The organism is Frigoribacterium sp. ME-P-080 (genome assembly GCF_030209595.1).
GTDB lineage: Bacteria > Actinomycetota > Actinomycetes > Actinomycetales > Microbacteriaceae > Frigoribacterium.
This window is the reverse complement of sequence record NZ_JARVRR010000004.1, coordinates 84,677-106,179: the sequence shown is the minus strand read 5'-3', so window position 1 is coordinate 106,179 and position 21,503 is coordinate 84,677. Positions and strand designations below refer to the sequence as shown.

General features: G+C 73.3%; 19 protein-coding genes. 11 read left to right on the top strand and 8 right to left on the bottom strand.

Going from position 1 to position 21,503, the window contains the following annotated elements; all coding sequences use genetic code 11:
- Positions 1 to 89 precede the first annotated feature (89 nt).
- From QRN23_RS09050 to QRN23_RS09035, 4 genes are all read left to right on the top strand, one after another.
- Entirely contained in the window at positions 90 to 761 is a 672-nt protein-coding gene (locus tag QRN23_RS09050) for a TetR/AcrR family transcriptional regulator (RefSeq protein ID WP_159825177.1), read from the top strand.
- Complete coding sequence (locus tag QRN23_RS09045; protein WP_285063331.1) at positions 758 to 1,582, top strand: alpha/beta hydrolase fold domain-containing protein; 825 nt, start codon at positions 758 to 760, stop codon at positions 1,580 to 1,582. The genes QRN23_RS09050 and QRN23_RS09045 overlap by 4 nt, the downstream gene beginning before the upstream one ends.
- Before the next feature lie 117 nt (positions 1,583 to 1,699).
- Positions 1,700 to 2,320, top strand: coding sequence for an NAD(P)H-dependent oxidoreductase (locus QRN23_RS09040; RefSeq protein WP_056044774.1), 621 nt, complete (start codon positions 1,700 to 1,702; stop codon positions 2,318 to 2,320).
- A gap of 18 nt (positions 2,321 to 2,338) precedes the next feature.
- The gene (locus QRN23_RS09035; RefSeq protein ID WP_285063330.1) at positions 2,339 to 3,451 is read left to right on the top strand and encodes an epoxide hydrolase family protein; all 1,113 of its coding nucleotides are present in this window, start codon (positions 2,339 to 2,341) and stop codon (positions 3,449 to 3,451) included.
- Between the two features lie 97 nt (positions 3,452 to 3,548).
- Here the strand turns inward: QRN23_RS09035 and QRN23_RS09030 are convergent, their stop codons facing one another.
- Positions 3,549 to 3,932, bottom strand: a complete 384-nt coding sequence (locus QRN23_RS09030) for a cupin domain-containing protein (protein ID WP_159825181.1) — start codon at positions 3,930 to 3,932, stop codon at positions 3,549 to 3,551.
- A gap of 61 nt (positions 3,933 to 3,993) precedes the next feature.
- On the opposite strand from QRN23_RS09030, the gene QRN23_RS09025 reads away from it, so the two are divergent.
- Positions 3,994 to 4,185, top strand: coding sequence for a hypothetical protein (locus QRN23_RS09025; RefSeq protein ID WP_173150752.1), 192 nt, complete (start codon positions 3,994 to 3,996; stop codon positions 4,183 to 4,185).
- 6 nt (positions 4,186 to 4,191) lie between these two features.
- Here QRN23_RS09025 and QRN23_RS09020 read toward each other — a convergent pair whose 3' ends face one another.
- Positions 4,192 to 5,223, bottom strand: coding sequence for an alcohol dehydrogenase catalytic domain-containing protein (locus QRN23_RS09020; RefSeq protein ID WP_285063328.1), 1,032 nt, complete (start codon positions 5,221 to 5,223; stop codon positions 4,192 to 4,194).
- Positions 5,224 to 5,303: 80 nt separating this feature from the next.
- On the opposite strand from QRN23_RS09020, the gene QRN23_RS09015 reads away from it, so the two are divergent.
- Positions 5,304 to 5,825 (top strand): DoxX family protein, encoded by a 522-nt coding sequence (locus tag QRN23_RS09015; RefSeq protein ID WP_285063326.1) that lies wholly within the window; start codon positions 5,304 to 5,306, stop codon positions 5,823 to 5,825.
- A gap of 102 nt (positions 5,826 to 5,927) precedes the next feature.
- On the top strand, positions 5,928 to 8,051 hold the full coding sequence (locus QRN23_RS09010; protein ID WP_159825185.1) for a RecQ family ATP-dependent DNA helicase: 2,124 nt from the start codon (positions 5,928 to 5,930) through the stop codon (positions 8,049 to 8,051).
- A gap of 52 nt (positions 8,052 to 8,103) precedes the next feature.
- Here QRN23_RS09010 and QRN23_RS09005 read toward each other — a convergent pair whose 3' ends face one another.
- The 3 genes from QRN23_RS09005 to QRN23_RS08995 all read right to left on the bottom strand — a co-directional run bounded on the left by QRN23_RS09005 (position 8,104) and on the right by QRN23_RS08995 (position 12,565).
- On the bottom strand, positions 8,104 to 9,765 hold the full coding sequence (locus QRN23_RS09005) for a flavin-containing monooxygenase (protein ID WP_285063324.1): 1,662 nt from the start codon (positions 9,763 to 9,765) through the stop codon (positions 8,104 to 8,106).
- Positions 9,762 to 10,763, bottom strand: coding sequence for a zinc-binding dehydrogenase (locus QRN23_RS09000; protein ID WP_285063322.1), 1,002 nt, complete (start codon positions 10,761 to 10,763; stop codon positions 9,762 to 9,764). The genes QRN23_RS09005 and QRN23_RS09000 overlap by 4 nt, the downstream gene beginning before the upstream one ends.
- A 224-nt stretch (positions 10,764 to 10,987) precedes the next feature.
- Positions 10,988 to 12,565: a cation:dicarboxylate symporter family transporter gene (locus tag QRN23_RS08995; protein WP_285063321.1), complete on the bottom strand. Its 1,578-nt coding sequence runs from the start codon at positions 12,563 to 12,565 to the stop codon at positions 10,988 to 10,990.
- A 173-nt stretch (positions 12,566 to 12,738) separates the two neighbouring features.
- Here QRN23_RS08995 and QRN23_RS08990 point away from each other — a divergent pair, with 173 nt between their 5' ends.
- Together QRN23_RS08990 and QRN23_RS08985 are read left to right on the top strand one after the other, a co-directional pair.
- Entirely contained in the window at positions 12,739 to 14,505 is a 1,767-nt protein-coding gene (locus QRN23_RS08990; protein ID WP_285063320.1) for a sensor histidine kinase, read from the top strand.
- Positions 14,502 to 15,215, top strand: coding sequence for a response regulator (locus QRN23_RS08985; RefSeq protein WP_285063319.1), 714 nt, complete (start codon positions 14,502 to 14,504; stop codon positions 15,213 to 15,215). Before QRN23_RS08990 ends, QRN23_RS08985 begins: the two co-directional genes overlap by 4 nt.
- Positions 15,216 to 15,236: 21 nt before the next feature.
- Here QRN23_RS08985 and QRN23_RS08980 read toward each other — a convergent pair whose 3' ends face one another.
- Positions 15,237 to 16,004 carry a hypothetical protein gene (locus QRN23_RS08980; RefSeq protein ID WP_285063318.1) on the bottom strand — a complete coding sequence of 256 codons (768 nt, stop codon included), beginning with the start codon at positions 16,002 to 16,004 and terminating at the stop codon, positions 15,237 to 15,239.
- A gap of 146 nt (positions 16,005 to 16,150) precedes the next feature.
- Here QRN23_RS08980 and QRN23_RS08975 point away from each other — a divergent pair, with 146 nt between their 5' ends.
- Positions 16,151 to 16,507: a hypothetical protein gene (locus QRN23_RS08975; RefSeq protein WP_157485264.1), complete on the top strand. Its 357-nt coding sequence runs from the start codon at positions 16,151 to 16,153 to the stop codon at positions 16,505 to 16,507.
- A gap of 52 nt (positions 16,508 to 16,559) precedes the next feature.
- On the opposite strand, the gene QRN23_RS08970 is transcribed toward QRN23_RS08975, so the two are convergent.
- A complete protein-coding gene (locus QRN23_RS08970; RefSeq protein WP_285063316.1) occupies positions 16,560 to 19,094 on the bottom strand; it encodes a carboxylate--amine ligase/circularly permuted type 2 ATP-grasp protein in 2,535 nt (844 codons plus the stop codon).
- A gap of 96 nt (positions 19,095 to 19,190) precedes the next feature.
- Positions 19,191 to 19,847 (bottom strand): TetR/AcrR family transcriptional regulator, encoded by a 657-nt coding sequence (locus QRN23_RS08965; RefSeq protein ID WP_056044801.1) that lies wholly within the window; start codon positions 19,845 to 19,847, stop codon positions 19,191 to 19,193.
- Between the two features lie 75 nt (positions 19,848 to 19,922).
- Between QRN23_RS08965 and QRN23_RS08960 the strand changes: the two genes are divergently transcribed.
- Positions 19,923 to 21,455, top strand: coding sequence for an MFS transporter (locus QRN23_RS08960; RefSeq protein ID WP_285063313.1), 1,533 nt, complete (start codon positions 19,923 to 19,925; stop codon positions 21,453 to 21,455).
- Positions 21,456 to 21,503 lie beyond the last annotated feature (48 nt).

The following is a 21,503-nucleotide window of genomic DNA, read 5'->3' as shown; positions in this document are numbered from 1 at the left end:
GGCCGTGGCGTCAGCGACGCTAACACAAATTCGAGTGGTCGCTCGAATTTCACGGGCGAGGTGTCCGGGAGGTCGTAGAGTGGCCGATCATGACGACGACCGGCTCGACGACGAGCGACCCAGGAGGCGCGCCCGCGGGTGGTGCCGACGGTTCTCGTCCCACGCGTCGCGGCCCGTACGCGAAGTCGGCCGAACGCCGGCTCGCGATCGTCGAGGCGGCCTTCGAGGTGTTCTCCACCAAGGGCTACGTCGGCGGGTCGCTCCGTGACGTGGCGGACGTCGTCGGCATGAGTCAGACGAGCCTGCTGCACTACTTCCCGTCGAAGAGCGCGCTGCTGCTCGCGGTGCTCGAACGTCGCGACACGGTCTCGGACCGTTCGGCCGAGCCTCCCGACCGGGGTGACCTGATCGGGACCGTCCTCGGGCAGGCGCGACACAACGAGACGGTGCCCGGACTCATCGCGCTCTACGCGGTGCTGGCGGGCGAGGCGGTCACGACCGGCAACCCCGGCAGCGACTACGTGCGTGAGCGCTTCGAGCGTCTGCGTGCCGAGTACGGCGACGCCCTGCGAGCGCTGGAGGCGCGGGGTCGATTGCGCCCCGGGGTCGACCCCGACCGGGCGGCGTCCGGGCTCGTGGCCCTGTGGGACGGCATCCAGCTGCAGTGGCTGCTCGACCCGGACCGCATCGACGTGGTGCAGCAGTTGCAGGACCACCTCGACCTGCTGGTCCTGCCCGACGACACGGTCGACGGGGCATGAGCCGACTACTCGAAGCCCCGGGTGGCGGGACCGACCGGGTCCCCGTGCCCGTCCGCTGGTACGAGCCGTGGCCGGTGTCGACGAGATCGCCCGGGCCGACGCTGCTGTGGCTGCACGGCGGTGGGTTCTTCCGCGGAGGGCTCGACCAGCCGGAGGCGCACGACGTGGCGCGGTCGCTCGCCGCACGCGGGGTGAGGGTCGCCACGGTGGACTACCGCCTCGCGCCTCCTCCGGGTCTCGGTCTCGTGGCCGGGCTGATGCCGTCGCGCAGCCGGTACCCGGGGGCACTCGACGACGTGGTGACGGCCTACGGCGAGGTGGCCGACCGGTCGCCCGAGGGCGTCGTCGTCGGAGGCGCGAGCGCGGGGGCGTGCCTCGCCGCCGCGGCCACCCTCCGCACGATCGACGAGGGTCGCCCTCCGGTGGGCGCCGTCTTCGCCTACGGCTTCTTCCACCCGGCGCATCCCCCGATGGCGGAGGCACGCCACCGGTCGGGCGGACACCGGGGACTCAGCCACGCGAGGTGGGCGCTCGACGTGATGAACCGCAACTACGCCGGCTCGCGGACGGCACTGGCCGACCGTCTCGCCTTCCCCGGAGGTCACGACCTCTCGGGATTCCCCCGGACGCTCGTGGTGGCCGCCGAGCGCGACAACATGCGCGCCTCGGGCGACGTGTTCGCCGGGGAGCTCGCCGACGCGGGGGTCGACGTGCGGCACCACGTCCTGACGGGCACCCGCCATGCCTTCCTGAACCGGCCCCGGCTGGCCGAGTACGCCCACACCGTCTCGCTCGTCGCGGAGTGGACCCGCGGCGGCTGACCTGCCCTGCCCTGCCCTGCCCTGTCCTGTCCTGTCCTGTCCTGTCCTGTCCGGTCCGGTCCTGCCCTGCCCTGCCCAGTCGACGGGTGCCCAGCGGGACCGGATTGACTGGTCGCCGTGAACACGCTCATCGTCACCGCCCATCCCGATCACGCCTCACTGACCTCCGGTGTCGCCCGACGGCTCGTGCAGGCCCTGCCGCCGGGCACGGTCGAGCTGGCCGACCTCGCGGCGGAAGGGTTCGACCCACGTTTCGGCACGGCGGACCGCGCGGCCTACCGTGGCCACCGGACCGTTCCCGCCGACGTCGTGCGCGAACAGGAGCGGATCGACCGGGCGGACCACCTCGTCCTGGCGTTCCCCGTCTACTGGTGGTCGATGCCCGCCCTGATGAAGGGCTGGATCGACAGGGTCTTCGTCAACGGGTGGGCGTTCGAGATCGACCCCGAGGGCGGTACGCGCCGCCGGCTCGGCAGGTTGACCGTGCACCTCCTCGCCGTGGCCGGCGACTCGGCCGGGACGTACGAACGGCACGGCTACGAGACGGCGATGCGGACGCAGATCGAGCACGGGATCGTGGACTACGTCGGCGCCCGGCGAGGCGCGACGATCGTCGTGCACGAGTCCGAGCGAGACGACGCCGACGCCCGGGACGCGCTCGTCGAGGACGCCGTCGACACGGTGGCTCGCGCCGTCCTCGGGAACGCGCCCCGCGCCTCCTCGGGGTCGACGGCCTGATCACGGGAAGATGAGGCCATGGACCTCTCCGTGTCGGACGCCGACCTGACCGACCTCCTCGACCGTGTCGGATCGACCCGATGGGCGACCGGCTGGCCCGTGGACGCCTGGCAGGCGGGGACCGACGAAGCCGTCCTGCGCCGCCTTGCGCGGCACTGGGTCACCGGCTTCGACTGGCGAGCCCGGGAGAGCCGCATGGCGTCGCTGCCGTGGGGCTCGGTGGACCTCGACGGCACCGCGCTGTCGTACCTCCGGTTCGAGGGCGAGGACTCGAAGCGACTGCCCGTGGTGCTCACGAACGGCTGGCCGAGCACGGCACTCGAACTGGTCGAGCTCGCCCGGCGGTTGTCACGGCCGTCCGAGCACGGAGGCGACCCCGACGACGCGATGACGGTCATCGTCCCCGCGCTGCCGGGGTTCCCGTTCTCGCCGCCCCGACCCACGCTCGGCGACCAGACGCACGAGCTGTGGCACCGTCTCATGACCGACGAGCTCAGGTTCTCCCGCTACGTCGCCCACGGCGGCGATCTCGGGGCGGGCATCACCTCCCGACTCGCTCAGAGCCACCCCGAGGAGGTGGCCGGCATCCACCTGCTCGCCGTGGGCGGTCCCCCGGAGTACGACCCTGCCGGTCTCGCATCCGACGAACGCGCACACCTCGACGAGGTCGCCTCGTGGTCGGCGACCGAGGGCGCCTACGAACACCAGCAACGGACGCGCCCGCTCACCCTGGCACCCGCCCTGTCGGACTCACCGGTCGGCCTGCTCTCGTGGCTGTTGGAGAAGCACCGCGCCTGGAGCGACTGCGTCGGTGACGTCTCGACGCGCTTCAGCGACGACTACCTCCTCGAGCTCGCCTCGCTGTACTGGTTCACCGGCGCGGCGTCCACGGCCCTGCGCCCGTACTGGGAGCACGCTGCCGGGCACACGACCCCGGTGATCCGGGTGAGCGTCCCGACGGCGGTCGCGGTGTTCCCCCGCGACCTGGTGCATCCCCCGCGCCGCTGGGCGGAACGGACCCACGACGTCGTCCGCTTCACCGAGATGCCGCGGGGTGGACACTTCGCACCGCACGAAGAACCCGAGCTGCTCGCGGCCGACATCGCGAGCTTCTCCCGCGATCTCACCTGAGTCGCCGCCCGCTGGCGACGCCGGGGCGGCCTGCCGGGTGCGGTCCCGAGGCCGAGTGCCCGAGCGGGTGCGAGGGCGGATGCCAGGCCGGTCGTCGTCAGCGGAAGTCGCCGACCTGACGGTCGACGGGCACGGTGCGGTCGACGACGACGTCACCGGTGTGGGCCGTCGTGGTGGTCTCGATCAGCACGATCTCGACCTCGTCGTCGGCGACGGGGTTGTGCGGCACTCCCCGAGGCACGACGTGGAACTGCCCGGGGGTGAGCAGCACCTCGTGGTCGTCGGGGAGCTGGATGCGTAAGGTGCCCGAGACGACGAGGAACATCTCGTCCTCGGCGTCGTGCGCGTGCCAGACGAGCTCGCCGAGCAGCTTCGCGACCTTCACGTACTGGTCGTTCACCTGCCCGACGACCCGCGGCGTCCAGTGCTCGGTCACCTGTCGGAGTTCGGCCGCGACGTCGATTCCCTGGAGTGCAGTCATGGGGCCATCCTCCCCGTACCGGGCCCCTCGCGGACGCCGGGGAGGGATGACAGCATGGAGGATGACCTCGAATCCCCCGCCCCCGACGGGCCGCACCACGTGGCGCGTCCTCCTCGCCGTCGCCGTGACGATCGCGGCGGCCTCGATCGTCCTGATCGTCCTCGATCCGGGGAAGTCGGGGTCGTACTTCACGCTGATCGGCATGCTCTGCCTGATCTGGCTGAGCGTCACCAACCTTCGACGACTGCGGTAGATCGGGTCAGAACACGGCCACCGTCATGCCGGCGGTGGTCGCCGGTCGGTCCATGGCGGCCACGGCGTCGGGCAGGTCGTCGAAGGCGATGATCCGACCGATGGACTCCTGCGGACGCAGTCGGCCCGCGACGACGTCGTCGAGCATCGCGGCGTACTCGCCCACCGAGATGCCGTGACTGCCCAACAGTTCGAGTTCGTCGGCGATCACCCGACCCATCGGGATCACCGGGGCGGCCTCGTCGTCGAGCAGCAGGCCCACCTGGACGTGTCGACCCCGCGGACGGAGGGACGCGACGGATGCCGCGGACGTCACCCGGCTGCCGAACGCGTCGAGGGCGACGTCGGCGCCTCCGCCGGTGAGGGCTCGGACCCGGTCGACGGCGAGGTCGTCCATGGGGACGGTCTCGGCACCCAGGTCGGCGGCCCGTTCGAGGGCGGCGGGCGAGATGTCCGACGCGACGACGCGAGCACCGGCGGCCACCGCCACGGCGACCGCCGAGAGACCCACTCCGCCGCAGCCGAAGACGGCGACCCACTCACCCGCCCGGACGCGGGCCCGGGCGTGCAGGGCGTGGTACGCCGTGCCGAAGCGGCAGCCGAGCGCCGCCGCCTCGACGAAGCCGACCTCGTCCGGCAGGGCGATGACGTTCACGTCGGCGTGCGGGACGACCAGCGACTCGGCGTACGAGCCGGGAAGGGTGAATCCGGGCTGCTGCTGACGCGAGCAGACCTGGGTGGCACCGGCACGGCACTCGTCGCACGTGCCGCAGGCGAAGACGAACGGGGCGGTCACGCGGGTGCCGACGGCGACCCGGGCGACGTCGGCACCCACCGCCGTCACCACGCCCGCGAACTCGTGGCCCGGCACGTGGGGAAGGCGCACCGAGTCGTCGTGACCCCTCCAGGCGTGCCAGTCGCTCCGGCACACCCCCGTGGCCGCGACGCGGACCACGACGCCGTGGGCGGGCGGCACGGGTGCCGGGAGGTCGACGATGGTCGGGATCGACCCGAACTGGTCGTACTGGACGGCGCGCATCCCCCGATCCTGACACGAGCGGGCGGACCGGACGCTCCCCGCCGCGGACGGCGACGGCCCACACCGGGTAGGAACGGTGCATGAGCCTCGCATCCACCCTCCTCCGCCTGACCGTCGGCGGCTTCTTCGTCGGCCACGGACTCCAGAAGCTGACCGGCGCCTTCGACGGTCCCGGACTCGCCGGCACCGAGCAGGTGATGGCCGGCACGGGGATGCACCCCGCCGCCCGCAACGCCCGTCTGGTCGCGGTCACCGAGACCGCCGGCGGTGCCGCCCTCGCCCTCGGCGCGGCGACCCCGCTCGCCGCCGCCGGCATCGTCGGGACGATGGTCACCGCCGTCCGCAAGGTGCACCTCTCCAAGGGCCCGTGGGTGACCGAGGGCGGCTACGAGTACAACGCCGTCCTGATCGCCGCCGCCGCCGCCCTGGCCTCGGGCCCCGGCGGGCCCTCGGTCGACCAGCTCTTCGGCAAGAAGTCGTGGGGTGCCGGCGGAACGGTCTTCGCGCTCGTCGCCGGCGTCGTCGCCTCGTTCGTGGCGGTCGAGCTCGGCAAGCGGGCCACTCCCCCGGCCGAGCCGGGCTCGGACTCCTCGGCGGGCTGACCCGCCTCCCTCGTCTCGTCCCCAGGGCGCGACCCCCGACGTCGGGTGGTCGCGCCCTCCGTCCGTCCGGCGGGTGACGGTGGCCTCTGCGAGCATGGGGCCATGACACCGACGAGCACCGCGACCGACATCGACGCCGAGGCACTCGACCTGCTGCGGGCGCTCACCGGGCGCGACGATGCCGTCTTCCACGACGGGCAGCTCGAGGCCATCCGGGCGCTCGTCGCCGATCGTCGTCGAGCCCTCGTCGTCCAGCGCACCGGCTGGGGCAAGTCGGCGGTGTACTTCATCGCCACCCTGCTTCTTCGTCGACGCGGCACCGGCCCGACGCTGCTCGTCTCCCCCCTGCTCGCCCTGATGCGCGACCAGGTCGCCGCCGCCGCCCGGGCCGGGGTCCGGGCCGTCGCGGTCAACTCGGCGAACGCCCACGAGTGGTCCGACGTCCAGCAGCAGCTCGTCGACGACGAGATCGACGTGCTGCTCGTCTCCCCCGAACGACTCAACAACCCGCGGTTCCGCGACGAGCAGCTGCCCGTCCTCATCGCCCGGCTCGGCATGCTCGTCGTCGACGAGGCGCACTGCATCTCCGACTGGGGCCACGACTTCCGGCCCGACTACCGTCGCCTCGCCGACCTCATCCGCACCCTGCCCACGGGCGTGCCCGTCCTGGCGACGACGGCCACGGCCAACGCTCGCGTCGTGGCCGACGTCGCCGAGCAACTCGCCGTGGGGCCGGGCGACGAGGTGCTGACGATCCGGGGGTCGCTGGCGCGCGCCTCCCTGCGTCTCGGGGTGCTGCAGCTGCCGACCTCGCGCGATCGACTCGGCTGGCTGCTCAGCCACCTCGCCGACCTGCCCGGCAGCGGCATCATCTACACGCTCACGATCTCGGCCGCCGACGACACCGCCCGCCTGCTGCGCGAGGCCGGGCACGACGTGCGGTCGTACTCGGGCCGCACCGACCCCGAAGAACGCGAACAGCTCGAACAGCGCCTCAAGGGCAACGACCTCAAGGCACTGGTCGCCACGAGCGCCCTCGGCATGGGCTTCGACAAACCCGACCTCGGCTTCGTGATCCACCTCGGCGCGCCGTCGTCGCCCGTCGCGTACTACCAGCAGATCGGCCGAGCGGGTCGCGCCACCGACAACGCCGACGTGCTGCTGCTGCCCGGCACCGAGGACGCCGAGATCTGGCAGTACTTCGCCACGGCCTCGATGCCCTCTGAGGCGCGGGCGGCGGCCGTGCTGGCCGAGCTGGGCGAGACACCGCTGTCGACGCCCGCCCTCGAGGCGCGGGTCGACGTCAAGCGCACCCCGCTCGAACTGATGCTCAAGGTGCTCGACGTCGACGGTGCCGTCCGCCGGGTCCAGGGCGGCTGGGTGAGCACGGGCGAGCCCTGGGTCTACGACGCCGAACGCTACGACCGCATCGCCGCGGCCCGGGTCGCCGAGCAAGAGTCGATGCTCGCGTTCGAGCGCGGCGAGACCTGCCGCATGCAGATGTTGCAGGTCGACCTCGACGATCCGGCCGCCGAGCCCTGCGGGCGGTGCGACGTCTGCGCGGGCACCTGGTACCCGACCGACATCGCCGGCGAGGCGGCGACCTCGGCCGCGAGCACCCTCGACCGGGTCGGCGTCGAGATCGACCCCCGGGCCCAGTGGCCCACGGGCGCCGACCGGGCCGGGGTCGCCGTCAAGGGCAAGATCCCCGAGGGCGAACGGGTCGAGCCGGGGCGGGCGCTCGCCCGACTGACCGACCTCGGGTGGGGCAACACCCTCCGCGAGGTCTTCGCGGCGACCGCTCCCGACGCGCCCCTGTCGAAGCACCTGCTCGACGGGGTCGTGCGCGTCCTGAAGGAGTGGCCGTGGGCCGAACGGCCGGTGGGGGTCGTGGCGATGCCGTCGACGTCACGGCCGCAGCTCGTCGGGTCGCTCGCCGAGGCGATCAGCACCGTCGGGCGGTTGCCGCTGCTCGGCACGCTCGGCAGCGCCCGCCCCTCGGCCGGCCGCGGCCAGGGCGGCAACAGCGTCTACCGTCTGGCCGACGTCTGGCAGTCCTTCGAGGTCGGCCCCGAGTTGGCCGCGGCCCTCGCCGACGTGTCCGGGCCGGTGCTGCTCGTCGACGACCTGGTCGACAGCCGCTGGACGCTCACGGTGGCCGGACGCGACCTGCGCCGCGCAGGGGCCCCCGCCGTGTTGCCCTTCGCCCTCGCGGTGGTCGGCTGAGTCGTCCCCGGCGGGCCGCCGCGTCGTCCGACGCGAGACCGCCGGGGCTCGCTCAGCGCTCGAACCGCACGCCGTCCCGGGTCAGGGTGCTGTGCCGCATCAACCAGACGTCGCGAGGGTAGTTCTGGTGCATCCGCCAGGGTGACCGCGATCCCTGCCGGGGCATCAGGTGCACCCCGCGCGACACGTACCCGCTCGTCAGGTCGATCAGCGGGCTCGTCGGTCCCGGCCGCTCCGGCGCGATTGGCACGGCCGACCGGTACCCGTGACGGTCGGCGTGACGCAGCAGCCGGGCGACGTAGTGCACGACGAGGTCGATCTTCAGCGTCCACGACGCGTTCGTGTACCCGATGGCGAACGCCAGGTTCGGCACCCCCGAGAGCATGAACCCCTTGTAGGTCAGCCGGGTCGCCGGGTCGACCTCCACCCCGTCGACCGACAACCGCATGCCGCCGAACAGCAGCAGGTTGAGCCCCGTCGCCGTGACGACGACGTCCGCGGGCAGCTCGTGCGCCCGCTGGCCGTCGCGACCCTTGACCCGGACGCCACCGGCCGTGAACGAGTCGATGTCGTCGGTCACGATCGACGCCGACCCCGAGCGCAACGCCCGGAACAGCGCGCCGTCCGGGGTGATGCAGAGGCGCTGGTCCCACGGGTCGTAGCTCGGCTGGAAGTGCCGGTCGACGTCGAAGTCGTCCGGCAGGCGCTGGGCCACCTGCGCCCGGAGGAACGCCTTCATCTTCTCGGGAGAGCGCCGGCTCGTCTGGAAGCTGAGCAGCGCCATGCCGATGCTGCGCCACCGGATCAGCCGGTCGTCGACGGCCTGCGGCAGCAGCCGACGCCAGGCGCGGGGCTCCTTCCGTCGCGAGGGAAGGGACAGCACGTAGGTCGGCGAACGTTGCAGCATGGTGACCTGCTCGGCGCTCTCGGCGAGGGCGGGCACCAGGGTCACCGCCGTCGCCCCCGATCCGATCACGACGACGCGCTTGCCGCTCACGTCGAGGTCCTCCGGCCAGTGCTGGGGGTGCACGACGCGTCCGGCGAACGAGTCCTGCCCCGGGAATGCGGGCGACCAGCCCTCGTCGTAGCGGTAGTACCCCGAGCAGACGAACAAGAACGAGCACGTGATCGTGACGCGCCGGGACGTCGGGACGGCACCCGTGCCTCCTGCGCTCGACTCCTCGCCGGCGGCGGACGACGCGTCCGCTGCCGACGTGCTCGCGACCTCGATCGTGACGGTCCACCGGGCCTCGGCGGAAACCCAGTCGGCCGCGACCACGCGATGCCCGAACCGGATCAGCCCGGCGACGCCCGTCTCGTCGGCCGTGTCACGGACGTACTCCCTGATCGCCTCGCCCGGAGCGATCGCCCGCGCGTCGCGCCAGGGTCGGAACCCGTAGCCGAGGGTGAACATGTCGCTGTCCGATCGGACCCCCGGGTAGCGGAAGAGGTCCCAGGTGCCGCCGATCGCCGCGCGGGCCTCGACGACGGCCAGGCTGCGACGGGGGAAGTCCCGGCGGAGCTGGGCCGCCACGCCGACCCCGGACAGGCCGGCGCCGACGACGAGCAGGTCGACGTGCTCGACGCCTCCCACGACGGGTCGGTCGTCCCCACCTGCGGGGCGGTCGTCACCACCGGCGGGGCGGTCGTCGCCACCAGCGGGGCGGTCGTCGCCCTCGCCCGGGACCGAGGAGGCGCGGGTCGCGTCGCTCACGGGACCAGCACGATCCGGATCGGGTCGCCTTCCTTGCGTTCGAGCATCTGCACCGCCCGTTCGGCCTCGGCCAACGGCACGGTGGCGCTCACCGACCGGGAGAACTCGAGCCTCCCCCGGGCCGTCAGCGCGACGAGCGTCGTGACGTCGGCGGGTTCGGAGCCGTAGTGGCCGAGGACCTGCTGCTGCAGGAAGCTGAACTTCGTGCCGTCGGTGATCGTGATCGGCTGGTCCGACAGGCCGACGAGCGTCAACCGTCCCCGGTATCCGAGGCAGGCGATGGCCTGCTCGCGCACGGCGGGCACCCCCGCGAAGTCGAAGGCCCGGGCGAGTCCGCGGCCACCGGTCGCCCGGCCGAGTGCCGCGGCGAAGTCCGGGTCGGCGGGATCGAGCGCGAGGTCCGCACCGAACTCGAGCGCCCGGGCCCGGGCACCGGGCAGGGGGTCGACCGCGACGATCGGCGCGGCGCCGAGCAGGGAGAGCAGCTGGACGGCGTGGGCGCCGAGGCCGCCGACGCCCCAGACGCCGACCGCCGTGCCGGGCCGGGTGTCGGCGGTCGTGGTCAGCGCAGCCCAGGGAGTCGACACGGCGTCGGGGATGAAGCAGGCCTGCTCGAACGGGAGGGAGTCCGGGATCGGCACCACCGTGTCGGCGCGGGCCACGGCGAACTCGGCCCACCCGCCGTCGTAGTCGACGCCGCGGGTGAAGACCTGGCCGTGGCGCTCCTCGCCGGCCTGCAGCAGGACGCGGTCGCCGACGGCGACGTGCGTGACGCCGTCGCCCACCTGGTCGACCGTGCCGGCCACCTCGTGGCCGAGGGTGACGGTGTCGCCCGGCAGGTGCAGCGGCGTGAGCGACCCCTGGATCAGGTGCACGTCGCTCAGGCAGACGCCGGCGGCGGCGACGGCGATGCGCACCTGCCCCGGGCCGGCGTCGGGGGTGGGCACCTCGGTGACCGAGAAGTGGCGGGTGCTGACGTCGAGGCGTCCGGCGAGCATGGTGGCTCCGTCCTGCGGGGCCCGGTCGGTCGGCTCTGACCGCGGGGCGTGACCGCACATCGGGTGCGACGGTACGCCTCCGACACGGATGTTGCACGCTGCACCCGCCGCGGGTCGGCGGGCCGACGGCGAGACCCCGGGACGTCGCCGAGACCCCGGGACGTCGGCGAGACCCCCGCGCACGCACGGGGGTCTCGGCGACGATCTGGGGTCCGAGGCGGGTCCTAGCCGCGACGGGGCTCGTCGTCCGCGGCGGCCTCGGCGAGGTGCTCGTCGGCCCGCCGACCGTCGGTGCCGACCATGGCGTGCAGCGAGCCGGTCGAGATGCGGTCGGGCGAGGTGCCCTCGAGCGAGCCCAGCCCACCCGCGCGACCGTCGAGCAGGCGCGCGGCGGCCGGGCCGGCCGAAGCGGAGTCCGACCCCGAGTCCGAGTCCGACCCGGAGGAGGCGCCGTGACCGTCCGCGTTCATGGTCGCCTCGTCGAAGGGCGCACGACCCGACAGCACGGTCTCGACGCGGTCCTTGTCGATCTGCTTCGTCCAGGTGCCGACGAGGATCGTCGCGACGGCGTTGCCCGTGAAGTTGGTCAGGGCGCGCGCCTCGGACATGAACCGGTCGATGCCGACGATGACGCCGACGCCGTCGACCAGGTCGGGCCGGTGTGCCTGCAGGCCTCCCGCGAGGGTGGCGATGCCGGCACCCGTGACGCCGGCGGCACCCTTCGAGGCGATCATCATGAACAGCAGCAAGGAGACCTGCTCGCCGACGTCGAGCGGCGTGCCCATGGCGTTGGCGATGAAGAGCGACGCCATGGTCAGGTAGATCGCCGTGCCGTCGAGGTTGAACGAGTAGCCGGTCGGCACGGTGATGCCGACGACGGGCTTCGAGACGCCGAGGTGCTCCATCTTGGCGATGAGGCGCGGCAGCGCGACCTCGCTCGACGAGGTCGAGACGATCAGCAGGTACTCGCGTCCGAGGTACTTCATCACCCGGAAGATGTTGACGCCCGTGACGAGCTTGAGGATCGTGCCGAGCACGACGGCGACGAAGAGGATGCACGTGATGTAGAAGGCGACCATCAGGGTGCCGAGCGCCACGATGGCGGCGACGCCGGTCTCGCCGACCACCGCGGCGATCGCACCGAACGCGCCGATCGGGGCGACCCACATGATCATCGCGAGGATGCGGAACACCAGCACCTGCAGGTTGCGGACGCCCTCGAGGATCGTCGCGCCCCGATCGCCCATGCGCTGCAGGGCGAAGCCGACGAGCAGGGCCACGAACAGCGTCTGCAGGATGGAGCCGCTGGTCAGCGACGACACCAGCGTCTCGGGGATGATGCCGAGCAGGAAGCCCGCCGTGCCACCGGCCTCCTCGGCGGCGGGCGCCTCGTATCCGGTCGAGCCGATCATCAGGCCCTCGCCCGGGTGGATCAGGTTGCCGACCACGAGGCCGATGGCCAGGGCGAAGGTCGACATCGCGATGAAGTAGCCGAGCGCGAGCCCGCCCACCTTGCCGACGGTCGCGGCCTTGGCGATGGAGCCGACGCCGAGCACGATCGTGCAGAAGATCACCGGCGCGATCATCATCGAGATGAGCGACACGAAGGCGGTGCCGATCGGTTTCAGCTGCACGGCGACCTCGGGTGCCGTGAGGCCGACGACGATGCCGGCCGCGACGGCCACGATCACCGCGATGTAGAGCCAGTGCGAGCGGTCGATCCGGCGCCGGGCGCGGACGCCGCCCGTCGTCGTCGTTCCGCCGGGGGTGGGGGTCTGCGGGCCCTTGTGCGTCTTTGCCATGGGGGTCTTCCTCGAGCTCGTGACCGGCGGCGTCGTCGTCGACGGTCGTGCGGGGTTCGTCGCCGCGACTCTCGCCGGTCGCCGGGTGGGCGTCGACGTTGTGGTCATACTGGTCGCGCCGGTGGTGCGTCATGATGGACCCCGGCCGCAGCGCAGCGAGGAGCCCGCCCGAGATGACCGTCGACCCCACCCGGTGGAGCATCGCCACCCGGTTGTTCGCCCTGCTCGTGGTCTTCGTCGTCGCCGTGACCCTGCTGGCGACGGCCTGGACGATCCGGTCGGCCCGCGACGACGCCGATCGTTCGGCGGCACGGGCCTGCCTGGCACTCGCCACCTCGATCGCCGACAACCCCTACGTCGTCGACGCGCTGGGGACGTCCGACCCGAGCGCCCGTCTGCAGCCCTACGCCGTGGCCCTGATGAGCGACACGTCGACCGACTTCGTCACGATCATGCGGCCCGACCGCACGCGCCTGACGCACCCCGACCCCGACGAGATCGGCCGCCCGTTCGTCGGCACGATCGCCCCGGCCCTCCGCGGGAAGTCGTTCACCGAGACCTACGCCGGCACCCTCGGCCCGTCGGTGCGCGCGGTCGTGCCGATCGAGGGCGACGGCGAGGTCGTCGCCCTCGTGTCGGCCGGGGTCACGGTCGACACCATCACGCAGTCGGTCGGTGAGCGGCTGCCGCTCGTGTTCGCGGCCGCCGGGGCGACCGTGGTGCTCGGCGGCGTCGTCTCGTGGCTGCTCAGCCGGTACCTGCGGCGGGTGACCTGGGGCCGCGGCCCGGAGGAACTCGCCCGGATGTTCGCGTACTACGAGGGCGTGCTGCACTCCGTGCGCGAGGGTCTCGTGCTCGTCGACGACCGCGGCCGACTGACGCTCTACAACGACCAGGCGGCCGAACTGCTCGACCTGCCGCCCGGGGGCATCGCCGCTCCCGTCCCGCTGACCGACCTGCAGCTGCCCGACTCGCTGCGCGAGCTGCTCGCCTCCGGACGCCGCGCCTCCGACGAGGTGCACGTGACCGACGACCGCGTGCTGGTCGTGAACCAGGAGGTCACCGAACCCACCGAGGGCCCGACCCACCCGACGCCCTGGACCGGACGAGGAGGCGCGACACCGTCAGGAGGCGCGGCACCGGTCACCGGCACCGCCCGCCCGCGCTCCCGCCGCACGCTCGGGACCGTGACGACCCTGCGCGACCACACCGAGCTCACCCACCTCACCGGCGAGGTCGAGACCATGCGCACCCTCTCGGACGCGCTGCGCTCGCAGACCCACGAGTTCTCGAACCGGTTGCACACGATCGTGTCGCTGATCGAGCTCGGGCGTGGCGACGAGGCCCTCCGGTTCGCGGCCGACGAGCTCGACCTCGGCCAGCGGCTCGCCGACCGGGTCGTGGCCTCGATCGACGAGCCGACGCTCGCCGCCCTGCTGCTCGGCAAGGCGGCGCAGGCCCGCGAACGGTCGATCGACCTGCGCGTCGACGTCGAGCCCGACCTCGGGACGATCGACGTCGAGCCCGGGGACCTCGTCACGATCCTGGGCAACCTCGTCGACAACGCCTTCGACGCGGTCGCCCCGACCCTCGACGCCCCGGCCCCCTCCCCCGATCCCACCGGCCGCCCGGCCCGCCCGCCCCGGGTCGAGGTGACCGTCGCCCGGGTCGAGGGCGGCGTCCAGCTCGACGTCGAGGACGACGGTCCGGGGCTCGACGACGTCGAGCTCGCCTTCCGGCGGGGGTTCAGCACCAAGCCGACGTCGGCGGGCGGACGCGGCATCGGCCTCGCGCTCGTCCGTCAGGCCGTGGGTCGGGTCGGAGGTCGGCTCGACGTCGCCACGGGACCCGACGGGACCACCTTCTCGGTGCTGCTGTCCGACCGGCGGCCGGACGACGTCGACACCGCCGCCCGACGTCGGGGTGGGGTGCGGTCGTGACCGGCGCCTCCTCGTCCGTCGACCGGGTCCGCGTGCTCGTCGTCGAGGACGAGCCCCTGACCGCGGAGGCGCACGTCGCGTACCTCGACCGGCTGGACGGCTTCGAGGTGGTCGGCCGGGCGCGGGACGGACGCGAGACCCTCGACGCGGTCCGCGCGCTCGGCGGCCCCCACGGGCGGGGTCTCGACCTCGTGCTGCTCGACATGAACCTGCCCGACACGCACGGTCTGCAGCTCTGCCGGGCTCTGCGGGCGGCGGGGTCGAGCGTCGACGTCATCGCGATCACGGCCGTGCGGGACGCCTCCGTGGTGCGGACCGCGGTGTCGCTCGGCATCGTCCAGTACCTGATCAAGCCGTTCACCTTCGCGACGTTCGCCGACCGGCTCGGGGCCTACCGGGCGTTCCGCGTGTCGCTGGCGACCGGGCAGGGACAGGTGACCCAGTCGGACGTCGACTCGGGGTTCGCCACCCTGCGCCGGGCACCGGCACCGACGCTGGCCAAGGGCCTCGCGGCGGCCACGCTCGAGCAGGTCGTGTCGGTGCTGCGTCGCGGCGGGTCACCGTCGGCGGGCGAGGTGGCGGACGCCGCCGGGGTGTCGCGGGTGACCGCCCGCCGGTACCTCGAGCACCTCGCCGACACGGGGGCGGCGACCCGCGAGCCCCGGTACGGCAGCCCGGGCCGACCCGAGCACGGCTACCGCTGGAACTGAGCGGACGGCCTGTCCTGCGGGTCAGCGCCGGACGAGCCGTGCGATCTCGGGCAGCGCCGCGAGGGTGCCGGATGCCCCGTGCTGGTCGGGGTCGAGGGCGAGACGCCTCAACCCGGCACGCGTGTAGGTGCCGACGTCGGCCACGAAGTCGGCGGGCGCGCGCCAGACCAGCCGGTCGGCCGACGACGCGTCGAGGCCGCGGGCGAGGGCGGCGTCCCGAGCGCGCTCGGGCGAGGTGAAGGCGAGCAGGGTCGGGGTGCCCTCGTCCACGACGGCGAAGGGCCTCGAGGCCCCGGCCGTGCCGCGGTCCACGAACCACCAGGCCTCGAGTCGGAACGCCGAGCGCCACAGGGCGACCGGGTCGTCGACCACGACGGCCGCGGTCCGCACCGCCGTCGCGTCGACCACAGGGGGCGGCACGACGACCGGTGCCGCGCTGCCGGGAGCCACCCGAGGAGGCGCGGGCCGCGTCACCGGCGTCGGTCCCGCCGGCGGGGCCGCCCGGTCGACGACCTTCTCGAGCCGGGCTCGACGGCGCTGTCCCAGACCGATCCTCACGAGCACGATGCCGCCGGCGACGAGGACGGCGACCACGGCGAGGGCGACCACGACGTCGACGGACGACTGCCGACCGGGCGCCACGAGCCCGACGAGCAGCACCGACGCGCCGATCGGCGACCCGACGACGGCGATCGCGAGCAGCACGATCCCCCAGGTGAGCGCTGCGGTGCCCGACGGGCCGCGACGGCTCGACGGACGGCGGGGGTCGGACGGGTCGGGGCTCGGCATCGGTCCAGCGTAGGGCGGCCGGCCGGGTGAGGCCCGGGTGCGGCGGCGGTGCCCGCTGCGACCCCGACGCGGCTCCGCGGTGGCAGCGACGGCGTCGCGCGCCCCGGGTGATCGACGGAGCCGTCCGTCGGCACTACGCTCCGACCATGGCCGACACGCGTGGACCCCAGATCGTCCGAGGCGACCCCGAGGTGACCCGGGCGACGCTCGACCTGAAGCTGCCGGTGGCGATGCTGCCCGGCCTCGTGCGTCGAGCACTGCAGGCGAGCCCCACGTTCTCGTTGGGCGACGCCGACGAGACGGGGGCCACGCTTCTGCGTCGATCGGCGTCGGCCAGCGGCACGGACACCGTGAGGCTCGACTTCGCCGCGTCCGACAAGGGCAGCCGGGTCTCGGCCGAGGTCCACTCCCCCGGCGGCACGATCGGCACGTCGGTCAAGCGCCGCGACGACGACACGACCGCCCTGTTCGAGGCGATCGCGAAGGCCGCCGGGCCCTTCTGACCGGTGACGGGGCACGGGCCGACACCGCGCCTCCCTCGGGGACGCCGACGGGTCAGACGCCCACGATCCAGGTGTCCTTCGCGCCCCCGCCCTGCGACGAGTTCACGATCATGCTGCCCTCGGGCGCCACGCGGGTGAGCGCCAGGTCGGCGAGCACGCTCTCGCCCGCCCCGGTGCCGGTGAGGTACACGAAGCAGCGGAGGTCGACGTGCCGGGGCTGCAGCCCGGTCGGGGTCAGGGTCGGGTGCGACGACAACGTCACCACCTCCTGCGCGACCCAGCCGGACGGGTCCCGGGCGATCTCGGCCCGACGCTCGGCCACGACCGCCGTGCTGGCCGAGGGTCCGATCAGGACGCCGCGACCCCCCTCGCCGTCGACCGGCTTCGTGACGAGCTCGCCCACCCGGTCGAGCACCGCGAGCCGCTCGGCCGGGTCGCCCGTCCGGTAGGTCGGCACCGACTCGAGCAGCGGACGCTCGCCCAGGTAGTACCAGATGAGGTCGGGTACCGCGCAGTACATCGCCTTGTCGTCGACGAGCCCGTTGCCGGGGGCGTTGGCGAGCACGACGTCGCCCGCCGCCGCCACGTCCATCAGGTGCTCGCCGAGCAACGGGTCGTGCGGCGCGTGCACGTCGACCAGCTCGCGGTCGAGCCGCAGGTAGAGCGCGTCGACGACGGTGCCGGTCCTGCGGTCGACGACCCGCGCCTCCTGCACCTCGACGTCGTCGGCCTGCAGAAGCAGCAGCCCCGCGCCCTCGGCGAGGGTGCGGTGCTCGTACCAGGCCGGGCTCGCGGGGCCCTCGCTGAGGAGCGCGCCGACCGGCTCGCCTCCGCCCCGAGGAGGCGCGGCGTGCGCCAGCAACGTCGCCCTCAGCACCGAGAACACGCTCGTCGGGTCGAGCAGCCCGGCCGGGCGCGGAGCGTCCGGCACCACCTCGTCGAGCAGCCGTCGCACGGCGATCGAGAACGCGGCCCCGCTCGGTGCGCGGACGTTGTCCTCGAGCACGCGCCAGCCACCGAGCTCGTCGCGCACGAGGTCGAAACCCTGCACCGCGGCGCGCACGGCGTCCGCGGGCAGCCGGGTGGCCTCGGTCCGCCACCCCGCCGCGCCGACGACCTGCTCGTGGGTCAGCACGCCGTCCGCGACGACCCGGCGCTCACCGTAGGCGTCGCGGAGGAACGCCTCGATCGCCCGGGCGCGCTGGGTCAGGCCGGCCTCGAGGCGGCTCCACTCGTGCCGCGTGACGATGCGGGGCACGAGGTCGCAGTGGAACGCCCGGTGGTCGCCGCCGACGCCGAACCCGAGACCGGCCCGCTCGCACCAGGCGTCCCGCGCGACGGCGCGGGCGCGGGCCTCCGTCGCGCCGAGCTGCTGGAAGAAGCCGGCGACGTCCCGGTAGGCCGGGCGGGGGTGGAGTCCCGGGCCGATCGCCTCGTCGCCGGCACGGAACCGGTACCCCACGAGGGTCGGCGCCGGGTCGTCGAGCCCGGCGGCGGGGCCGTGCGTCTCGCGGACGACCAGGTCGACCACGTCGTCGAGCCGTCCCCTCTCGGCGAAGGCGGCGCGCTGCCGGTCGGCGGAGTTGCCCCGGGCGAGCGTGGCCTCGGCGAGGTCGGACACGGTCTGCCAGTCGCCGAACTCCTCGAGTTGTGGTCGCAGCCGGGTCACGAGCTGCCGGACGGCCTCGGCCGCGGGCAACCGCGAGGGGTGCTGCTCGAGGTCCAGCAGCTCGCCGGCGAGCCCGCTGCGCGCCGCCTGCCACATCGCGGCCCGGTGCAGCGGCGCCGCCCGGTGCCGGGCGGGGCGGCCGGCCTCGACGTCCGTCTCGGCCCGGCGCACCGCGGCGCGGTAGAGGCCGGCGATCAGCACCGCGTCGTCGACCAGCGGGCAGGCGTCGCAGGTGCGCAGCTCGAGGGTGGGCGCGTGGCTCGAGGGCCGGACGTCGAAGTAGGCCATGCCGCTGTCGGCGATCACGCCCGACCCGATGAGGTCGGCGAGCAGCTGGTCGTACTCGGCGGCGTCGGCCATCGGGCCGGTCGCCCCGGCGCTCGGCCACCGTTGCCAGATGAGCGAGCGGATGCTCGCGTAACCGGTGTCCTGCCCGTTGAGGTAGGGCGAGCTGGCGCTCAGGGCGAGCAGGGCGGGCAGCACCGGGGCGATCCGCCCGGCGACGTCCACGGCGAGGTCGCGGTCGGCGACGCCCACGTGGATCTGCAGGCCGCAGATCAGCTGCTCGTCGACGAGCAGGCGGTACTGCTCGTGCATGCGCCCGTAGCGCCCGGTCGTGGTCAGTTCGAAGTCGGCGACCTCGCTGCGCGGGGCCGTGCCGACGGCGCCGATGGCGAGCCCCTCGGCGGTCGTCACCTCGACGAGGTCCCGACGGAGGGTCAGGATCTCACGCCGCAGGTCGTCGAGCGTGGTCACGACCGGGACGTTGGTCTCGATCGTGGTGCGCTGCAGTTCGGCCCCGTAGCGGTCGGCAGGCAGCCTGGCGAGGAGGTGCGGCGCCCTGGCCGACAGACGCCCCGTCTCGAGGTCGATCAGGTGCAGTTCTTCTTCCGCCCCCAGCGTCAGCTCTGCGCTCATGCCTGCACAGTACGGGCGTGGCCCGGTTCTGCCCGCCTCTTCATGAGGATTTCACATGAACGGGTCACGAGGAGGCGCCGCCCGTCGGCCGCGGAGTCAGACCCGAGCGGTCTGGCGCACCCCCGCGGCGGGCAGCAGCACGCCGTCGATGAGCCCGACGAGATAGTCGCGGTCGACGGGCTTCCGGAGGACGAGCACCCGGTACGACACCATCGACGGGGTGACGAGGGCGAGTGCCTCGATGTCGGTGTCGGCTGCGATCTCGCCTCGCTCGAGGGCGCGACGCAGCAGCAGGCGGTTGGCCTCGGCACGGGGCTGGACGATCGCGGCGTCGACGGCCTCGGCCAGCTCGGGCGTGGTCGAGAGCATCGTCACGACGCCCGCCATGACCCGCATCTTCTTCTCGGCGTCGTCGATGCTGTGCGGCTTGATCATCGCCAGGAGGTCTCCGCGCAGCGTGCCGGTGTCGGGCAGGCCGTCGAGGTCGACGGCACCCTGCTTGAGGCAGGCCACCGCGTCGACGACGAGCTCGCCCTTCGAGGCCCAGCGGCGGTAGAGCGTGGCCTTGCCGGCCTTGGCGCGCGCGGCCACCATCTCGATGGTCATGCCCTCGAAACCGGTCTCGGCGAGCACGTCGATGGTGCACCGGAGGATCTCGGGGTCGCGGCTGTGGTCGCGCTTGCGACCCGGTCGCGAGGGGGTCGCGGGGTCGGTCTCGGCGGGCGTCGTCGCCACGCCTTCCCTGTCGGTCATGGGGGCGACTCTACCTCGGATGTTTACGAAACTGCCTGTATCCGAAACTGGCGAGACTCGTATATGCTCGCGCTCATGTCTCAGGCCTCCACCTCCCCTGACGGCGCGACCCGCGCCTCCTCGTCCTCTGCCACCCCGCCGCCGTCCCGGCGCTGGTGGACCCTCACCACCGTCGCCCTCGCCCAACTGATGGTCGTCCTCGACTCGACCGTCGTGAACATCGCGCTGCCCGCCGCCCAGACCGACCTCGGCTTCTCGGACGGCGACCGGCAGTGGATCATCACCGCCTACTCGCTCGCCTTCGGCAGCCTGCTGCTCGTCGGCGGCCGCGTCAGCGACCTGATCGGCCGCAAGCGCACGTTCATCATCGGCCTGATCGGCTTCGCCCTCGCCTCGGCCCTCGGCGGTGCGGCCGGCACCTTCGGGCTGCTCGTCTTCGCCCGCGCCCTGCAGGGCGCGTTCGGCGCCCTGCTCGCCCCGACCGCCCTCGCCGTCTTGACCACGACCTTCACGATCCCGAAGGAGCGCGCCCGCGCGTTCGGCGTCTTCGGGGCGATCGCCGGTGCCGGCGGGGCCATCGGCCTGCTGCTCGGCGGGTTCCTGACCCAGTACGCCTCGTGGCGCTGGAACCTCTACATCAACGTCGTCATCGCCGCCGTCGCGATCGTCGGGGCCGCGATCTTCGTGTCGCACGTCACCCGCACCGGACCGCGACCCAAGCTCGACGTGCCCGGCACGCTGCTCGTCTCCGGCGCGCTCTTCTCGCTCGTCTACGGCTTCTCGAACGCCGAGACGCAGGGCTGGGACTCGCCGCTGACCTGGGGCTTCCTGGCGGCGGCCGTCGTGCTGCTCACCTCGTTCGTCGCGTGGCAGCGCCGGGCCGAGCACCCCCTGCTCCCCCTGTCGATCGTGCTCGACCGCAACCGGGGTGCGGCCTACGCGTCGGTGACCATCGCGGGTGCGGGCATGTTCGGCATCTTCCTGTTCGTGACGTACTACCTGCAGACCTCGCTCGGGTACACGCCGACCAAGACCGGCCTGGCCTTCCTGCCCATGATCGCGATGCTCGTCCTCGCGGCCCAGCTGTCGACGAACATCTTCGTGCCGCGCTTCGGGCCCAAGATCATGGTGCCGTTCGGCATGACCCTCGGCGTGGTCGGCATGCTGCTGCTCACCCGGCTCGACCTCGAGAGCATGTACGCCGCCAACGTGCTGCCGGCCCTGATGGTGCTGGGCTTCGGCATGGGCTCGATCATGCCCGCGTCGATCCAGACCGCCACGCTCGGCGTCGACCGCGGACACGCGGGCGTCGCCTCGGCCATGGTCAACACGAGCCAGCAGGTCGGCGGGTCGATCGGCACGGCACTGCTCAACACCCTGGCGGCGACCGCGGCCGCGAACTACGTGGCCGACCACCTGCCCGCCACCGGGGCCGTCGCGGCCGAGGCCGCCGTGACCGGCTACGCCACGGCGTACTGGTGGGGAGCAGGGTTCTTCGCGGTCGGCGCGGTCATCGCGGCCCTGCTGTTCCGTCGCCGCGTCCCGCAGTCGGACGAGGTGGACGCGTCGGCCTCGCCCGCCGTGGACGCACCGGTCCCGGTGCACTGACGCGACCCCCTCGCCCGGACGACCCGCGCCTCCTCAGCCCTCGGGGCC